The sequence below is a fragment of the Parafrigoribacterium humi genome (genome assembly GCF_040227205.1).
GTDB classification, from domain to species: Bacteria; Actinomycetota; Actinomycetes; order Actinomycetales; family Microbacteriaceae; genus Parafrigoribacterium_A; species Parafrigoribacterium_A humi.
On record NZ_JBELOA010000005.1, the window covers coordinates 117,760 to 134,516 of the forward strand.

The following is a 16,757-nucleotide window of genomic DNA, read 5'->3' on the forward strand; positions in this document are numbered from 1 at the left end:
CCAACGATGCGGCCTCTTGCCAACGATGCGCCTGTCATGGCGGCCGCATCGTTGACAAGACTCCGCATCGACTCCGCAAACTGAGCGGCTGGTGCGCAGCGAGCCATGGGACAATGGACACATGACCAACGTGAGTGAGAGCGGCCCCGAGCACGCCGACCCAACCGCGGCCAGCGCGGTCCGAGCCAGCGCAGCCGGAGTCAGCGCAGCCGGAGTCAGCGCAGCCGCGGTCGAGGTGCGCATCCGGCGTGCGCCGAAGATCTCGGTGTTTCTGATCCTGGGCGCCCTCGTCGGATTCCTCGGCACGCTCATCCTGACCGCGCTGCAGCCGGTCGACCCGGCCATCGGATTCGCCGCGCTGTTCGGCTACTTCCTCGTCTATGGCATCCCGGCTGGCGTCGTTGTCGGCGGGATCATCGGCGTGATATTCGAGTGGACGTCATACCGCGCCGCGAAGATCGTGCCCGCCGAACGCCTCGTGGCCGAGGAGACCGAGGAGCCCGAGGAGCCCGAAGCAGCGACCGAACGGCCCGAGCTGCCCGAAGTGGCAGCCGCGCAGCCCGAGCTGACAGACCAGCCGCACGGACTCAGCTGAGCTGGGTCTGCTCCACCCAGTCGAGATACTCCGGGGTGACCGTGCCGGTCACGTAGTCCCCGGTGAAGCAGCTCATCTCGAGGCTCTCGATGTCTGATCCCTCGAGGATGGCCGCCTGCATGTCGGCGACCTCCTGATAGATGAGGTGGTCGGCGCCGAGCTCGAGGTTGATCTCCGGGATCTTGCGCCCGTGCGCGATCAGCTCCTGCCGCGACGGCATGTTGATTCCGTAGACGTGGGCGAAGCGCACAGGGGGCGCCGCGGAGGTGAAGGTCACGGAGTTGGCGCCGGCCTCGCGCGCCATCTGCACGATCTCCTTCGAGGTGGTGCCGCGCACGATCGAGTCGTCGACGATGAGGATGTTCTTGCCCTTGAACTCGGAGCCCATCGCGTTGAGCTTCTGCTTCACCGACTTCTTGCGTTCGGCCTGCCCGGGCATGATGAATGTCCGTCCGACGTAGCGGTTCTTGTAGAACCCCTCGCGGTATTCGATGCCGAGCTTCTGGGCGACCTGCATGGCGGCGGGCCTCGACGAGTCGGGAATCGGCATCACCACGTCGATGTCGCCGGCTGGCGCGTACTGCGCGATCGTGTCTGCGAGACGGTTGCCGAGTCGCAGGCGCGCGTCGTACACCGAGATGCCGTTCATGATCGAGTCGGGCCTGGCCAGGTACACGTACTCGAACGAGCAGGGAATCAGGCGCGGATTCTTCGCGCACTGTTTCGAGATCATCTCGCCGTCGACGGCGATGAAGATCGCTTCACCCGGGGCGACATCCCGAACCACCTCGTAGCCGCCGCTCTCGAGAACCAGGGACTCGGACGCCACGACCCACTCGGTGTTCAGGAAGCCGCGCTGGCGCCGCCCCAGCACGAGTGGCCGGATACCGAACGGGTCACGGAACGCGAGCAGCCCGTAGCCGGCGATGAGCGCGATGGCCGCGTAGGAGCCCTCGACGCGCTCGTGCACGCGCTCGACCGCGGCGAAGATCTGGTCGGGGTCGAGGTCCGGGCCCGAGACCTGCTGCTGCAGCTCGTTCGCGAGCACGTTGACGAGCAGCTCGGTGTCTGAGCTCGTGTTGAGGTGCCTGCGATCGACGTGGAACAGCTCCTGGGTGAGCTCGCGCGTGTTCGTGAGGTTGCCGTTGTGCACGAGCACGATGCCGTACGGCGCGTTCACGTAGAACGGCTGCGCTTCGTCTTCGTTGTCGGCCGAGCCTCGCGTTGCGTAGCGGACGTGTCCGAGCCCGAGGGTGCCCGGCAGCGCGCGCATGTCACGGGTGCGGTACGCCTCGCGCACCTGCCCCTTGGCCTTGTGCACGTGAAATGCACGCCCATCCACCGTGGCTATGCCGGTGGAGTCCTGGCCGCGATGTTGCAGCAGCAGGAGGCTGTCGTACACCAGTTGGTTGGCGGGTTCCGAAGAAACTATGCCGACAATGCCGCACATTCGCGAGCAGTCTCCAGACCGTAGGATTGTGGTTGCTTGAGAACAGTCTTTCACGACTCTCCGACACGCGGGAACGGAACAAAACGGATGGCCAATAAGTACGCCGAAGCCGGGGTTGACACAGTGGCGGGCGACCTCGCGGTCGAGCTCATGAAGGCTGCGGTCACCAGGACCCATGGGCCGCAGGTCTTCGGTGGGGTCGGCGGCTTCGCCGGACTCTTCGACGTGTCATACCTGAAGTCATTCACACGTCCGCTCCTGGCGACATCGACGGATGGCGTGGGCACCAAGGTCGCGATCGCGCAGGCCATCGACAAGCACGACACCATCGGCCAGGACCTCGTCGGCATGGTCGTCGATGACATCGTCGTGGTCGGAGCTACGCCCCTGTTCATGACGGACTACATCGCCTGCGGCAGGGTGGTGCCCGAGCGGATCGCCGACATCGTCGCGGGAATCGCTCGCGGCTGCGCAGAGACCGGCACCGCGCTCGTCGGTGGCGAGACCGCGGAGCACCCCGGCCTTCTCGGCCCGGACGACTACGACGTCGCCGGGGCAGCCACCGGCGCGGTGGAGGCGGACGCGGTGCTGGGTGCTCACCTCGTGAACGATGGCGACGTCGTGATCGCGCTCGCGTCATCCGGACTGCACTCGAACGGCTACTCGCTCGTGCGCCATATTCTGGCCGGCCGCGACATCGGCTACACGGATCGGTCGGATGACCTCGGCGGCGTGGTCGGAGAGGTGCTGCTCGAGCCGACCCGGCTCTACACCTCGCCGCTGCTGCGTCTGCTCGAAGAGGCGCCGGGCACCGTGCACGCGCTCAGCCACGTCACCGGTGGCGGAATCGCCGCAAACCTCGCGCGCGTGCTGCCGCGGGGCTCCTGGGCAGAACTCGATCGCTCCACCTGGTCGCCCCAGCCCGTGTTCCGCGTGCTCGCCGAGATGGGCGGCATGCGCCTGGAAGACGCCGAGGGCACCTGGAACCTCGGCATCGGCATGATCGCGATCGTGGCAGCGGATGCCGCATCCGCCACCGTAGAGCGCCTCGTCACCGGCGGCATCCCGGCCTGGCGTGCCGGTACCGTCTCGACCGCGACGCACGATCTCACCGGTTTCGAGCAGGGTGCGAAGGGTGTGGACGGCGGAGCCGTGCGCCTCGTCGGCAGTTACGCCTGAAAGCTCAGACGGCCTTGTTCTTGCCGCCCTCCGGCTCGAACTCGTCTTCGGAGTAGCCGGTCGGTCCGTTGAATTCCGGCCACTTTTCGAGGTCTTCTTCGAGACGCTCGTTGGGCACGGGTGAGCCTGGAACAGAGTGCGTCAGTTCGCGTTCGAGCGCGTTGTAGTTGGTGTCCGGGCTGAAATACTTCAGCTCCCGAGCCACCTTCGTGTGCTTTGCTTTTTGACGGCCGCGCCCCATGGCTTGACCCCCTCACGATTACTACTCAGGCGAGCGATGATCCGCCCAAGATTGACCAACAAGGAACTTCCAAAACTAACGGCCCACTTTAGCATGCAGGGCAGTGCGACCCCGTTGAGCCGTCCTTCAGCGCGCAACGGTAACGTTGGGGGATGACCTTCGATGCCGCCGAAACCTCGGTCGTCGTCATCGGTGCCGGTCAGGCCGGGCTCGCCGTCTCCTTCTATCTGCAGCGCCTCGGGCTCGTGCCCGCAAAGGACTTCGTCGTGCTGGATCGCGGGCCGGGCACGGGCGGTGCCTGGCAATTGCGCTGGGAGGCCCTGCGCATCGGATCGGCACATCGCATCAACGACCTGCCGGGAATGGATGCGCTCGAGCTCAGCTTCGAGAACGCAGACCGATCGCTGCCCGCGAAGGATGTCGTGGCCGACTTCTACCATCGCTATGAGGAGTTCTACGGGCTGCAGGTGCGGCGCCCCGCCAACGTGACCTCGGTGTTCAACCGTGGCACCGGCCTCGTGGTCGGCTACCACGACAGCTCGGTGCAGGGTTCCAAGGAGATCGTCACCCAGATCGTCGTGAACGCGACGGGAACGTGGGGGTCCCCGTTCATCCCTTGGTATCCGGGGTTGAACGATTTCGCAGGGCGGCACGTCCACACCACGGATTACCACTCTGCGGAAGACTTCGCGGGCCAGAGCGTCGTGGTCGTCGGCGGTGGCACATCCGCGATCGGCTTTCTCCTCGAGCTGGAGAACGTCGCGTCGCAGCTCAGCTGGGTCAGTCGCAGACCGATCGAATTCCTCAACGAGGGCGAGCTCAACCTTGAGGCGGGCGCCGCGGCCGTCGCCATGCAGGATGAGGCCGCGCGGGCGGGCAGGGCACTGCCGAGCATCGTGAGCGGCACGGGCGTTCCTCGCACCAGGCGCATCCAATCGGCGATCGATCGCGGACTGCTCGACGCGAAGCCGATGTTCTCCTCCATCGAGCCGGATGGCGTGCGCTGGGAAGACGGAACCTTCCAGCCCGCAGATGCCATCCTGTGGGCCACGGGCTTTCGCCCGGAGCTGCGGCACCTCGCCCCGCTCAAGCTGCGCGAGAAGGAGGGCGGCGTCACGGTCGGGCAGGGCTCGTCGTGGAAGGATCCGCGCATCTTCTTCGCGGGCTACGGGCCGCAGGCGTCCACGATCGGTGCGAATCGCGCGGGGCGGCAGATCGCGCGCCAGGTCGTCGCCCAACTTTCGAACCTGTAGCCCAGACGGCCGGACGACGACCTGGCGTCACTCACGCCTTCTGCAGCAGCGCCTCGATCTGCAGGGCGACGAGGTCTGGCCGCGAGATGAACGGGTGATGGCCGGTCGGCAACTCGACGGCGCGCGTCGCGCGGGCGGCGTGGAAGCGCTGCAGCTCGAGCGAGGTGCTGCGATCCCGCCCGCAGACGATATAGGTGGAGTCGACTCCCTGCCACCCGGCGGCCGTCGTCGGGGTCATGAACGCGCCGGCTGCCTGTGCGGTCACGCGCTCCCAGCCCTGCTGCTGGGCCTCGGCATCCGCGTCCTGGAGGAAGCGGGCCGCGAACGAGGCCACGTCATAGCCGGAGGCGCTCAGCGTGCCGTCCCCGTTGTCGGCGATCGAGACCGGGTCGCTCTCACCGTCCATGATCGCGGCCTGCGACTGCCCGACATCCGGCAGGTACGACGACACGTAGAGCAGGTGCCTGACCGCGGGATGCTGCCCCGCTTCGGCGATGACGGTGCCGCCGTAGGAGTGGCCGACAACGATCGCGGAGTCGACCCGGTCGAGCTCGCGTCGCAGTGCCGCCGCATCGGCACCCAGGCCACCGGCCTGTTCTTCCGGGCTGGTCTCGCCGGTCGAGGGCAGCGCGAGCGCTCGGCTCCGGATGCCCGTGCGCTCCAGGAGCAGGTCGGCGGTGCGCTGCCACCACCACTGCCCGCCGCGTACCAGGGCGCCGTGGACGAAGATCAGTTCCATCGTGTTCCTTCTCGTGCCGGGCGAAAGGGCCCGCGAGTGTGACGTGCCTTTTCGTCAAGGCTACGGAGTCACGGGATGCCGCAGCGCCGATTCAGCGGTCAGCAGAATGTGGGATCGAAGCGGGCAGCGCGCTCAGCGGATGACGGCGAGCACGGCGAGGTAGCAGAGCGTCGCGGCGGCGAGGCCCAGCACCAGGTTCAGCCAGACGCTCGCGAACGCGGCGCGCATCCGGCCGTCGATCACGAGCTGCATCGTCTCGACCGACCAGGTGCTGAAGGTCGTGAGTCCGCCGCACAGCCCGGTGACGAGCACGAGCAGGAGGTTGGAGGAGACGCCGGTCTGCTCCGCGACCGCGAGCAGGCCGCCGCTCATGGCCGAGCCGACGACGTTCACGACGAGCACGGCGCGGGGGAAGGTGAGGTGTCTCGGCGGCCGGTGGCGCGCATCCGCGGCGGCAAAGGCGAGCGAGGTTCCGTAGCGCAACAGCGCTCCGATCGCGCCAGCAACCGCCACCGCGATGAACACTCCGACGCTCATTCGTCCACCAGGTCAGGCTCGGGCGGCAGGCGGTGGCCGACGCGGATGCCGAGCGTCGCCGCGGCGAACCCGAGCATCAGCGAGGCGAGCAGGTACGCAATCGCGAGCCACCACATTCCGTGCGTCGCCTCGGTGAGCAAAGAGGTGGCGAACGCGGAGAAGGTCGTGAACGAGCCGAGCATCCCGGTGCCGAGGGCGGCCTTCAGCCAGTTCGGGGTGCGCAGCCTGGTCCAGATGCTTGAGACCAGAACGCCGAGCACGAAGGCCCCCACGATGTTGACGGTCAGGGTGCTGACGGGGAAGCCGGTGGCCTCGTGCGGGATCAGGGTGTCGGCAGCGAGACGGATGCTCGTGCCGATCACGCCGCCGACGGCGACGGCGACGAACTCCCGCCAGCCGACCGTCACCTGCGCACTCCGGCCTTCGCTGCGCCGGCTTTCGCCTTGGGTGGGGTCGGGGCGGGCACGGCGGGCGGCAGCGGCTTGCGCACGACCGGGCGGCGAGGCTCACCGCGACGGGACTGTCCTGGCAACGGCCGGGACGGTTTCGCGTAGAGCTTCTTCGACGAGTCCAGCAGCCACGGCACGAGGGCGATGGTGACACCGTGACACAGCGCGAGCTTCTGGCGGATGCGCCTGGCCTTGTGGTTGTGCAGCAGGTGTTCCCACCAGTGGCCGACGATGTAGAGCGGCGTGTACACGGTGATGACCTCTGCACCGTATTCGGCTCGCCTCGCCTTGATGTACTTGATCAACGGCATGCTGATGTCGCGATACGGCGAGTCCACGATGCGCAGCGCGACCTTGATGTTCTGGTCGACCCACTGCTTCTCCAGCAGCGCGGTGGCCTCGTCATCGATGTTCACGTGCACGGCTTCGATGCTGGCATGCCGAGCGGCGATGGCGTAGTCGAGGGCCTTCAGCGTCGGCTTGCGCATGCCGCCGACGAGCACGATCGCGTGATCGCCCGTCGCACCGAAGGTCGTCGTGGCGTCGACCGTGATGTCACGCTCGACCCCCCTGTAGTAGCGGTTCACGCCGAGCATGAGCGCGAAGAGCACGGGCATGATCACGAAGACGATCCAGGCGCCATGGGTGAACTTCGTGATGGTGACGACCACGAGCACGATCGCGGTGAACAGCGCACCGGTCGCGTTGATCATGCGGCTGCGGATGACCTGGCCGCGGTGAGCGCAGCCCCTGCGCAGCATCCGGGTCCAGTGCACGACCATGCCCGTCTGTCCCAAGGTGAAGGAGATGAACACGCCGATGATGTAGAGCTGGATGAGCCTCGTGACATCGGCCTGGAAGAGAAGCTCGAGGATGATGGCGGCGAGGCTCAGAAGCAGCACGCCGTTCGAGTAGACCAGGCGGTCACCGCGCGTCTGCAACGACTTGGGCGCGTAGGCGTCGCGAGCGAGCACGGAGCCGAGCAGTGGGAATCCATTGAACGCGGTGTTCGCGGCCAGCAGCAGCACGAGCGCCGTCGCTGCCTGGATGATGTAGAACATGAACCGGCCGGCCCCGGGGAAGGTGGCTGCGGCGATCTGCGCGATCACGCTCGGCTGCGGCTGGCTCGCGCACTGCGCCCAGCCGACCAGGTCGCACGGCGCCTCCGCGTAGTGCACCTTGCTCAGCAGCGCGACGACGGTGATGCCGACGAACAGCGCGATCGCGATGCCGCCCATGAGCACGAGGGTTCGCTGGGCGTTCTTGATCTTCGGGCGACGGAAGGCCTGCACGCCGTTCGCGATCGCCTCGACACCGGTCAGCGCACTACATCCGCTCGCGAATGCGCGGAGCAACAGGAGCACGAAGCCGAGCTGGGTGAGTGTTTCCGGCTTCACCGTGTACGCGGCAGAGGATGCGATGGGCGTCTCGCCGAGTGCCGCCCGCACGAGCGCGGTCACAACCATCACGGCGATGCTGGCGATGAACAGGTAGGTCGGCAGCGCGAAGGTCTTGCTCGACTCGGAGACGCCGCGAAGGTTGATGGCCGCGAGCACGACGATGAAGAATACCGCCATCTCGACGCGAACGCCGTTGAGCTGGGGGAACGCGGAGATGATGTTGTCCACGCCACTCGCGATCGACACCGTGACGGTGAGGATGTAGTCGACCAGCAGGGCGGATGCGACGATCAGCCCGGCCTTCTCGCCGAGGTTCTCGTGTGCGACCTCGTAGTCCCCGCCGCCGGAGGGGTACGCCTTGATCAGTTGTCGGTACGAGGCGACCACGACGATGAGCAGCAGCACCACGGCGGCGGCGATCCAGGGCGCGAAGCTGAGGAACGCGAGACCACCGAGGGTGAGGATGAGGAGCAACTGTTCCGGTGCGTATGCGACGGAAGAGAGTGCGTCGCTGGCAAAGATCGGCAGCGCTAAGTGTTTCGGAAGAAGTTGTCCTTCGAGCTTTTCTGAGGACAGTGGTTCTCCGATCAGCCACCGCTTGGGCGACCGAACTTCGTTAGTCACGAGGAGCGACAATACACCTGTTGGGTACGCCGTGAATCACACTGTGTTCAGAGAACTCACAGACAACTCCAACCGACGGATGACGTCCGCTATTCCCGGCCTACCTCGTCAATGGAGAAGTGACTTTCTGATCGCGTCGAGCTGTGATTTCAAAGAGGTCACGATTTCGCTCGACACCTCGTGGCGCACCGCCCAGGCGCGCAGGTCCGCTCGCAGGTTGTGGCGGAACTCGTCCAGGGCCAGTTCCGCGTCACGCAGGTGGTTGGTGCTCGCCTGGTGCTGGGGCTCGGCCTGGGCGCTGCGGCCGGAGCCGCGCGCATCCGCTCGGGCATCGCGCGCCGCAGCGGCGAGGTCGGCGCGCAGCGACTTCATGGCCTCGTTGACGCTCGACCGCACCTCGTTCGCGAGCCTGCGTACGGAGTCCGTGACGTCGCTCTCGATGTCGTCGAGCTCGCCCCTGCGGGCATCGAGCTCGGCTCGCCCGGCGGCCGTGATCGTGTACACGGTCTTGCGGCCATCCGTGGTCTTCGTGACGAGACCCTCGTCTTCGAGCTTGGCGAGCCGGGGGTAGATCGTTCCGGCGCTGGGGATGTAGGTGCCGCCGAAGCGTTCCTCCAGGGACTGGATGAGGTCGTAGCCGTGCATCGGTGCGTCGGCGAGGATGCCCAGCAGGTAGAGGCGCAGGTGTCCGTGAGCGAAGACGGGCGGCGTCACGACTGCACCGTCGCGCCGTGCAGTACGGCGACGTTTCCGGTCACGGTACTCGCTGTGAAGTCGAGCCAGTGGCCGTCGAGTTCGCCGTATCTGCCCGTGTACGAACCGCGGATGCCGGTGACCTCCGAGTCGTCGAGCTGCAGTTTTCCCGCGACGGTGTTGATCTTGTACCTGGCCGGGAAGCCGGCTTCGAGACGCACGGTGACGTTGCCGGAGACCGTGTTGATTCTCGCTTCGTCCGGGGTGCCCGCGAGGTCGAGGAAGACCTTGCCCGAGACGCCGTCTGAGCGGAACCGATCGACCTCGCCACTCACCGTGACATCGCCACTGACTGTCTTGGAGGTCACGGTCCCCTCGTGGCCGCGCACTGCGATCTCGCCGCTGACGGCGTTCAGCTCGAGGCCGCCGCGCATGGTGTCCACGACGACGTCGCCGCTGACAGTGCTGACCCTGCCGCCGTTCGTGAGACCGCTGATGAGTGCGGTGGCCGAGACCACGCCGAACTTCAGCGCGACGTCCCTCGGAACCATGATGCTGACATCCGCTCGCGCGCTGCCCGTGAACGAGGCGAAGACGTCGATGAAGTTGTCCCAGCTGAGCTGCGGGTGGTCGATCTCGAGCGTGTCGCCGTCGAGCGAGACCTTGAGCGGCTTGCCGTGCACCGAGTGGACCTCGACGCGGGCGCCCGGCTCGTCGTGGCCGACAACATTGACCTGGCCGGCGATGAGCGCGACCTTGAGGGTGCGTACCAGGGCGATGTCGATGACCTTCTCGTCCTCGACGATCCACTTTTCCTGTGCCATTGTTCTGCCTTCGTGTTGGTGTTGCCGTTTGCGGGGGATGCCGCCGGCATCCGCTGGTGATCGCGATATATCGCGTCTTGCACAATTCACGATATATCGCGTATGCTCCGCGCGCAACCCTGATGTGCCATCTGCCCTATCCCAAATGAAGGCATTTCATTGCGGTCTGCGGCGTGCAGCCCATGTTTCGGTAGTGCTGGGTCCGAATGCCTTCATTTGGGATAAGGCGGGGGACGGGACGGGTGGGAAGGCGAGGTTTGACATTGACGTTGCGTCAAGGTTTAGCGTGGTGACATGGCCGCGAGGGACGCGAGCCGAGGAGCAACAGGGAGGCGAGGAGCGAGCGTGGACTGGTCGATTCAGGACATTGCGCGGCTGGCCGGCACGACATCCAGAACCCTGCGTCACTACGGTGACCTCGGGCTGCTCACGCCTACTCGCATCGGCAACAACGGCTACCGCTACTACGACGCGGATGCCCTGGCCAGGCTGCAGCGCATCCTGCTGCTGCGAGAACTCGGCCTCGGCCTGCCCGCCATCGGAGAGGTGCTCTCCGGACAGGCGCGCGACGCGGATGCCCTGCTCACCCACCTGCACTGGCTTCAGCAGGAGAAACACAGGCTCGACCGTCAGATCGCGGCGGTCGAAACGACGATCAGAAAGACGAAAGGGAGTGAACAACTCATGGCAGAAGAAATGTTGGACGGCTTCGACCACACCCGGTACAAAGAGGAGGTCGAAGAGCGCTGGGGCACCGAGGCGTATGCCGCCGGCGATCGCTGGTGGAAGAAGCTGACGGATGCCGACAAGGCCGGCTTCATGCGGCAGCAGAAGCAGATCCAGGCCGACTATGCCGCAGCCTTCACTGCGGGCGAGCCGGTGGACGGCGAGCTTGTGCAGGAGATCACGCGGCGGCAGCACGACTGGATCCGGGCGGGCTGGCAGGGGCGCGAAGTCTCCGCGGAAGCGATGCGCGGCCTCGGGCAGATGTATGTCGACGACCCGCGCTTCGGTGCCAACTACGGCGGTGTCGAGGGGGCGAGCTACGTGCGGGACGCCATGGCGGTGTACGCCGATCGGATGTAGCCGTGGTGTCGCCGGGGATAAAGCGGGAAGGCTCCGCCCATAGAGGCCCACCACGCCCCCGCCTTCCCGCTTTATCCCCGGCGACCGAGTGCGTCTACCCCGTCGGCTGATGTGGGCGAGATTTCGGGGGATTGTTAGTTCGTGGGTGAGGACTCGACAGGCTCGACCGACGGGGAAGCCTCCGGTGCCGTTACCGCCGATCCCACGGGATCAGACGCAGGCCGCTCCTTGACGACCAGCAGCGGCATCGCGATGTGCACGAGTGGGCCGACGAGCAGGGCGAAGGCGAGCGTGCCGAAGCCGACGTTGCCGCCGAGCAGCCATCCGATCACGAGCACCGTCAGCTCGATCGAGGCGCGCACGATCCAGATCTTCCAGCCCCAGCGGTTGTGGATGCCGGTCATCAGCCCGTCGCGCGGACCCGGGCCGAGGCGCGCGCCCAGGTAGAGGCCTGTGGCGAAGGCAAGCAGCAGCAGCCCGCCGGCGAAGAGCAGGATCTGCTCCCACAGGATGGTGGGCGACGGAATGATCATGAGCCCCAGCTGCGCGCTCGGCCCGATGAGCGCCGCGTTCAGCACGGTGCCGATTCCCGGCTTCTGACGGATCGGGAACCACAGCAGCAGCACGACGAGACCGACGAGGTTCGTTACCCAGCCGAACGCAATTCCGGTGTGGATCGAGATGCCCTGCGAGAGCACGTCCCACGGCGCGATTCCGATCGCCGCCTGCACCATCATCGCGATCGCGATGCCGTAGATGAACAGCCCGATGAGCAGGGTCGTGAAACGCAGGGGAAGTCGGCGAGAAACGCGAGATGGGGGCACAGCAGAAACCATATATGTATCCAATTCCGAAAGTGGCCTTATGGCAAGAGGCCAATTTGCGTAGAGTGGCCTCATGGCTTCCCTTTCGGCTCGTGCTTTGGCCTCTTTGCTGAGCGGATGGCGGGACTCCGGCACGGCGCCGGCCTACGAGGCGCTGGCCGACCGCGTCCGCCTGCTGATCCTCGACGGGCGCATCCCGCTCGGCACGCGCATTCCGGCGGAGCGGGAACTGGCCGCGCAGCTCGGCGTCAGCCGCACGACCGTGACCGCCGCCTACGGCGAGCTGAAGGATGCGGGCTGCCTGAGCAGCGTGCGCGGGTCGGGCAGCGTCGCGAGGCTGCCCGCCCGTGCGCCCGCGATGCTTGACACCGGATATGCCGGTTACCTCGACTTCAGCAAGGCGGCGATGCCCGCGCTGCCGGGCCTCGCCGAGGTGGCGGCGCGGGCGACATCCGAGTTCCCGGCCTACCTCGGCGGCAGCGGTTTCGATCCGCTCGGCCTGCCCGAGCTGCGCGATGCGGTCGCCCGGCGTTACACCGCGCGCGGCCTTCCCACCGATGCCGACCAGGTCATGATCACGATCGGTGCGCAGCACGCGATCGCCCTCGTCACCCGCACCCTGCTCGCCCGCGGCGACAGTGCACTCGTTGAGTCGCCGAGCTACCCGCACGCCTACGACGCGATTCGGATGACCGGAGCGCGGCTCGTTCCCGTGAGCGTCACGACCGATGACGGATGGGATGAGTCGGCCCTCGAGCAGGCCATCCAGCGCACGAGTCCAGCGCTCGGCTACCTCATGCCCGACTTCCACAACCCGACCGGTCGCACGATGCCGGAGGAGTTGCGCGAACGGGTCGTCGCCCTCGCCGAGCGGCAGGGAACGGTGCTCGTGGCCGACGAGACCATGGCCGAACTCTCCATCGACAGGCCGGACGCGCATCCGCCGTTCGGTGCGGGGGCATCCGGTGTCGTGTTGATCGGATCCGTCGGCAAGACCGTGTGGGGCGGGGTTCGGGTGGGCTGGATCCGGGCAGATCGCGGCATCATCCACAAGCTCGGTCGGGCCAGGAGCGCGGGGGACCTCGGCACCCCGGTGCTCGAACAGCTCCTCGTGAAAAACCTCCTCGACGACTTCGATGCCGTGCTCGAGACCCGGCGGGAGCAGCTGCGGGCGGGGCGGGATCACCTCGTCGCCGCGCTGCGGGAGAACTTCCCCGAGTGGACCGTGCCGCGCGTACACGGCGGCCTCACCCTGTGGGTCGGCCTCGGACATCCGGTCAGTTCGCAGCTCACCCTCGCCGCGCGTAACGCGGGGCTCCTACTCGCGGCCGGACCGCGCTTCGGCATCGACGGCGCGTTCGAGCGCTTCCTGCGTCTTCCGTTCTCGTACCCGGCCGAGGAGACGGATCGCGCGGTCGTCGCACTTTCGACGGCCTGGCGTTCGCTCTCCCGCGTCCCGCTCGGCGACCCCAGCTTTCTCGCGGAAGTGGTCTGATCCGGCCGTTGCGGGACAAGCTACTCCGAACGGAGTATGCGTCACGGATCGCGCTGGACTACCGTCAAATGGGGCACGGAGTCGTGCGCGCCCCGTGACTGCGGCCGCACGAGCGGTTCGCAGCGTTCTCAGGAGAATCAGTGCATCTACTTTCCGTGTTCAGCCTGCGCAACCGCGCGCTGATCGCCCTCGTCACCATCGTGATCGGCGTCTTCGGCGGCATCTCGCTCACCTCGCTCAAGCAGGAGCTGATCCCCTCCCTCTCGCTGCCGCAGCTCTTCGTGGTCACGAGCTACCCCGGTGCATCGCCAGAGGTGGTCAACACCGATGTCAGCACTCCGATCGAGAACGCGATCCAGGGCGTCGAGGGGCTCGACACCACCACGGCGACGTCGAGCGCGAACTCGTCGACCGTCACGGCATCCTTCAGCTACGGCACGAACCTCGCGACCGCAGAGCAGAAGGTGCAGAGTGCGATCAACCGGATCTCGTCGCGGCTCCCGCAGGACGTGCAGCCGCAGGTGCTCACCTTCAGCTTCGGTGACCTGCCGGTCGTGCAGATCGCGGTCACGAGCGATCTGAACGCCAGGGACCTCTCCGCGGAGCTGACGAACTCGACCCTCTCGGACATCCAACAGCTGGATGGTGTGAGCCAGGCGACCCTGCTCGGCACGACCGGGCAGCGCGTCGTCATCACCCCCGACACTGACAAGCTGGCGGCCGCGGGCCTCACGACGCAGGCAATCCGTGACGCGCTGAACGCGAACGGAACTCTGCTGCCCTCCGGTTCGATCACCGAAGACGGCAAGACGCTCACGGTGCAGGCCGGATCGAAGATCACCTCGGTCGAGCAGCTCGGCGCGCTGCCGCTGCTCGGGGCCACGCCTCTCGCGTCGACCTCGACCACGCAGAAGGACCCGCGCTTGCAGGCGTCCGTAGCTGCTGCCGGTGCCGCGACCGTTGCGCCGGCGCCCAAGACCATCGCGGATGTCGCAACAGTGAAGATCGAGGACGATCCGATCACCGGAATCTCCCGCGTCAATGGCGAACCGTCGATCACGATCGCGGTCTCCAAGACCCCGGCGGGCAACACGGTCGCGGTGTCGAAGGCGGTGCAGGACGCGATTCCAAACCTCGAGAAATCGCTCGGCCACGACACCAAGTTCACGGTCGTCTTCGACCAGGCGCCGTTCATCCAGCAGTCGATCGACAGTCTCGCAACAGAGGGCCTGCTCGGCCTCGTCTTCGCGGTGATCGTGATCCTGGTGTTCCTGCTCTCGATTCGCTCGACGCTCGTCACTGCGATCTCGATTCCGGTGTCTGTGCTCATCACCTTCATCGGGATGCAGGCCTCCGGCTACACGCTCAACATCATCACGCTCGGTGCGCTCACCATCGCGATCGGCCGGGTGGTCGACGACTCCATCGTGGTGATCGAGAACATCAAGCGACACGTCAGTCTCGGCGAGGAGAAGGTCAAGGCCATCACCGCGGCCGTGCGCGAGGTCGCCGGGGCCGTCACTGCATCCACCATCACGACCGTTGCGGTGTTCCTGCCGCTGGCCCTTGTCGGTGACATCACGGGCGAGCTGTTCCGCCCGTTCGCGCTCACCGTGACCATCGCGCTCGCCGCGTCGCTGTTCGTCGCGCTCACAATCGTTCCGGTGCTCGCGTACTGGTTCCTCGGCGCGAAGTCGGCGCGCAAGCACACCTCGCCCGCGGCTGCGGGGGATGCCGTGGCGATCGCGCGGGACGAGCTGAACCACCCGACCCGGCTGCAGCGCGCGTACCTGCCGGTCATCCACTGGACCCTCAAACGCCCGCTCATCACGATCATCGCCGCGGTGCTCGTACTGTTTCTCAGCGGGTTCATGGCGGCGGGGCTCAAGACGAACTTCATCGGGGACAGCGGCCAGAACACGCTCTCGGTGAGCCAGACGCTGCCCGCGGGCACGAGCCTCGCGGCGGAAGACGCGGCGTCGAAGAAGGTCGAGTCCGTGCTGCGCGGCATCAAGGGCATCGAGACCGTGCAGACCTCGATCGGCTCCGGCGGCAGTTCGCTGCGTGCGGCGTTCGGCGGTGGCGGCGGCATCAGCTACTCGATCACGACGGACCCGGATGTCGACCAGTCCGCGCTGCAGGAGACCGTGCGCAAGGAGGTCGCCAAGATCACAGACGCGGGAGACGTCAGTCTTGCCGCAGCGACCGGCGGATTCGCATCATCCGACATCGCGATCGACATCAAGGCGAACAGCCAGGCGGAGCTGAGCGATGCAGCGGATGCCGTGACCGCCGCGGTCTCGGGGCTCGATGTCGTGGCCCAGACCACGAGCAACCTCTCCGCCTCGTTGCCGTACATCGCGGTCGTCGTGGACAGGCAGAAGGCCGCGGAGGCCGGACTCAGCGAGATCGCCGTCGGCAGCATGGTGACGACGGCCATGAATCCCAGCGCCACGGGGTCCGTCACCATCGACGAGAAGGCCCTATCGATCTATATCGACAACTCCAGCGCGCCGACGACCGTCGCCGGGCTGCGAGACTTCACCATCCCCACCCGCAGTGGCCCCGTGCCGCTCAGCGACCTCGCCTCTGTCGAACAGGTCAACGGTCCGTCGAGCATCACCACCATCAAGGGTGTGCGCAGCGCCACGGTCAGCGTGACGCCGAAGACGGATGACGTGGGCACGGCATCCATCGCGGTCTCCGAGGCCGTAGCCAAGGCCGATCTTCCGGCCGGTGCCACAGCCACACTCGGCGGCGTCACCTCTCAGCAGAGCGACGCGTTCGGTCAGCTCGGACTCGCGCTGCTGGTCGCCATCCTCATCGTCTACGTGGTGATGGTCGCGACCTTCAAGAGCCTGCGCCAGCCGCTCCTGCTGCTGATCTCTGTGCCGTTCGCGGCGACCGGCGCGATCATCCTGCAGCTCATCTCGGGCATCCCGCTCGGCGTTCCATCGCTCATCGGTGTGCTCATGCTGATCGGGATCGTGGTCACCAACGCGATCGTTCTGGTCGACCTGATCAACCAGTATCGAACGCGCGGAATGAAGGTGGGTGAGGCGATTGTGCACGGTGCGTCGCGAAGGCTCCGCCCGATCCTGATGACCGCGATGGCGACGATCTTCGCGCTGCTGCCACTCGGCATCGGGCTCACCGGCCACGGCGGATTCATCTCGCAGCCGCTTGCGATCATCGTGATCGGCGGACTCGTGTCGTCCACGCTGCTGACGCTCGTGGTGCTGCCGGTGCTCTACTACCTCGTCGAGGGAGCCAAGGAGCGAAGGCACGACCGGCGTGCGGCGAGGGCCGCGGGGACGGGGCCGCGCGTTGAGCTGCTTCCTGAATAACAGCAACAATATCCTGTTAAT

The 16,757-nt window shown here is 66.6% G+C and carries 15 protein-coding genes; 6 read left to right on the forward strand and 9 right to left on the reverse strand.

Going from position 1 to position 16,757, the window contains the following annotated elements; translation table 11 throughout:
• Nucleotides 1-121: 121 nt before the first annotated feature.
• Complete coding sequence (locus ABUA28_RS10055; protein ID WP_349904002.1) at nt 122-595, forward strand: hypothetical protein; 474 nt, start codon at nt 122-124, stop codon at nt 593-595.
• Here the strand turns inward: ABUA28_RS10055 and purF are convergent.
• On the reverse strand, nt 588-2,045 hold the full coding sequence (gene purF, locus ABUA28_RS10060) for an amidophosphoribosyltransferase (protein WP_349904004.1): 1,458 nt from the start codon (nt 2,043-2,045) through the stop codon (nt 588-590). The genes ABUA28_RS10055 and purF overlap by 8 nt on opposite strands.
• A gap of 87 nt (nt 2,046-2,132) precedes the next feature.
• Here purF and purM point away from each other — a divergent pair, with 87 nt between their 5' ends.
• A complete protein-coding gene (purM, locus tag ABUA28_RS10065) occupies nt 2,133-3,224 on the forward strand; it encodes a phosphoribosylformylglycinamidine cyclo-ligase (protein ID WP_349904006.1) in 1,092 nt (363 codons plus the stop codon).
• Between the two features lie 4 nt (nt 3,225-3,228).
• Here purM and ABUA28_RS10070 read toward each other — a convergent pair whose 3' ends face one another.
• A complete protein-coding gene (locus tag ABUA28_RS10070; protein WP_349904007.1) occupies nt 3,229-3,465 on the reverse strand; it encodes a DUF3073 domain-containing protein in 237 nt (78 codons plus the stop codon).
• Between the two features lie 152 nt (nt 3,466-3,617).
• Between ABUA28_RS10070 and ABUA28_RS10075 the strand changes: the two genes are divergently transcribed.
• Entirely contained in the window at nt 3,618-4,718 is a 1,101-nt protein-coding gene (locus ABUA28_RS10075) for an NAD(P)-binding domain-containing protein (protein WP_349904009.1), read from the forward strand.
• Nucleotides 4,719-4,749: 31 nt separating this feature from the next.
• On the opposite strand, the gene ABUA28_RS10080 is transcribed toward ABUA28_RS10075, so the two are convergent.
• From ABUA28_RS10080 to ABUA28_RS10105, 6 genes are all read right to left on the reverse strand, one after another.
• Nucleotides 4,750-5,457: an alpha/beta hydrolase gene (locus tag ABUA28_RS10080; RefSeq protein WP_349904011.1), complete on the reverse strand. Its 708-nt coding sequence runs from the start codon at nt 5,455-5,457 to the stop codon at nt 4,750-4,752.
• A gap of 132 nt (nt 5,458-5,589) precedes the next feature.
• Nucleotides 5,590-5,994 (reverse strand): FluC/FEX family fluoride channel, encoded by a 405-nt coding sequence (locus ABUA28_RS10085; protein WP_349904013.1) that lies wholly within the window; start codon nt 5,992-5,994, stop codon nt 5,590-5,592.
• Nucleotides 5,991-6,401 carry a fluoride efflux transporter FluC gene (locus ABUA28_RS10090; RefSeq protein WP_349904014.1) on the reverse strand — a complete coding sequence of 137 codons (411 nt, stop codon included), beginning with the start codon at nt 6,399-6,401 and terminating at the stop codon, nt 5,991-5,993. The genes ABUA28_RS10085 and ABUA28_RS10090 overlap by 4 nt, the downstream gene beginning before the upstream one ends.
• Entirely contained in the window at nt 6,398-8,467 is a 2,070-nt protein-coding gene (locus ABUA28_RS10095; protein WP_349904016.1) for an APC family permease, read from the reverse strand. The genes ABUA28_RS10090 and ABUA28_RS10095 overlap by 4 nt, the downstream gene beginning before the upstream one ends.
• 108 nt (nt 8,468-8,575) lie before the next feature.
• On the reverse strand, nt 8,576-9,181 hold the full coding sequence (locus ABUA28_RS10100) for a PadR family transcriptional regulator (protein ID WP_349904018.1): 606 nt from the start codon (nt 9,179-9,181) through the stop codon (nt 8,576-8,578).
• Entirely contained in the window at nt 9,178-9,984 is an 807-nt protein-coding gene (locus ABUA28_RS10105) for a DUF4097 family beta strand repeat-containing protein (RefSeq protein WP_349904020.1), read from the reverse strand. The genes ABUA28_RS10100 and ABUA28_RS10105 overlap by 4 nt, the downstream gene beginning before the upstream one ends.
• Before the next feature lie 345 nt (nt 9,985-10,329).
• Between ABUA28_RS10105 and ABUA28_RS10110 the strand changes: the two genes are divergently transcribed.
• Nucleotides 10,330-11,070: a MerR family transcriptional regulator gene (locus tag ABUA28_RS10110; protein WP_349904021.1), complete on the forward strand. Its 741-nt coding sequence runs from the start codon at nt 10,330-10,332 to the stop codon at nt 11,068-11,070.
• A gap of 134 nt (nt 11,071-11,204) precedes the next feature.
• Here ABUA28_RS10110 and yczE read toward each other — a convergent pair whose 3' ends face one another.
• Nucleotides 11,205-11,894: a membrane protein YczE gene (yczE, locus tag ABUA28_RS10115; RefSeq protein ID WP_349904023.1), complete on the reverse strand. Its 690-nt coding sequence runs from the start codon at nt 11,892-11,894 to the stop codon at nt 11,205-11,207.
• A 73-nt stretch (nt 11,895-11,967) separates the two neighbouring features.
• Between yczE and yczR the strand changes: the two genes are divergently transcribed.
• Nucleotides 11,968-13,389, forward strand: a complete 1,422-nt coding sequence (yczR, locus tag ABUA28_RS10120; RefSeq protein WP_349904025.1) for a MocR-like transcription factor YczR — start codon at nt 11,968-11,970, stop codon at nt 13,387-13,389.
• Between the two features lie 140 nt (nt 13,390-13,529).
• Nucleotides 13,530-16,736, forward strand: a complete 3,207-nt coding sequence (locus ABUA28_RS10125) for an efflux RND transporter permease subunit (protein WP_349904027.1) — start codon at nt 13,530-13,532, stop codon at nt 16,734-16,736.
• Nucleotides 16,737-16,757: the final 21 nt, after the last annotated feature.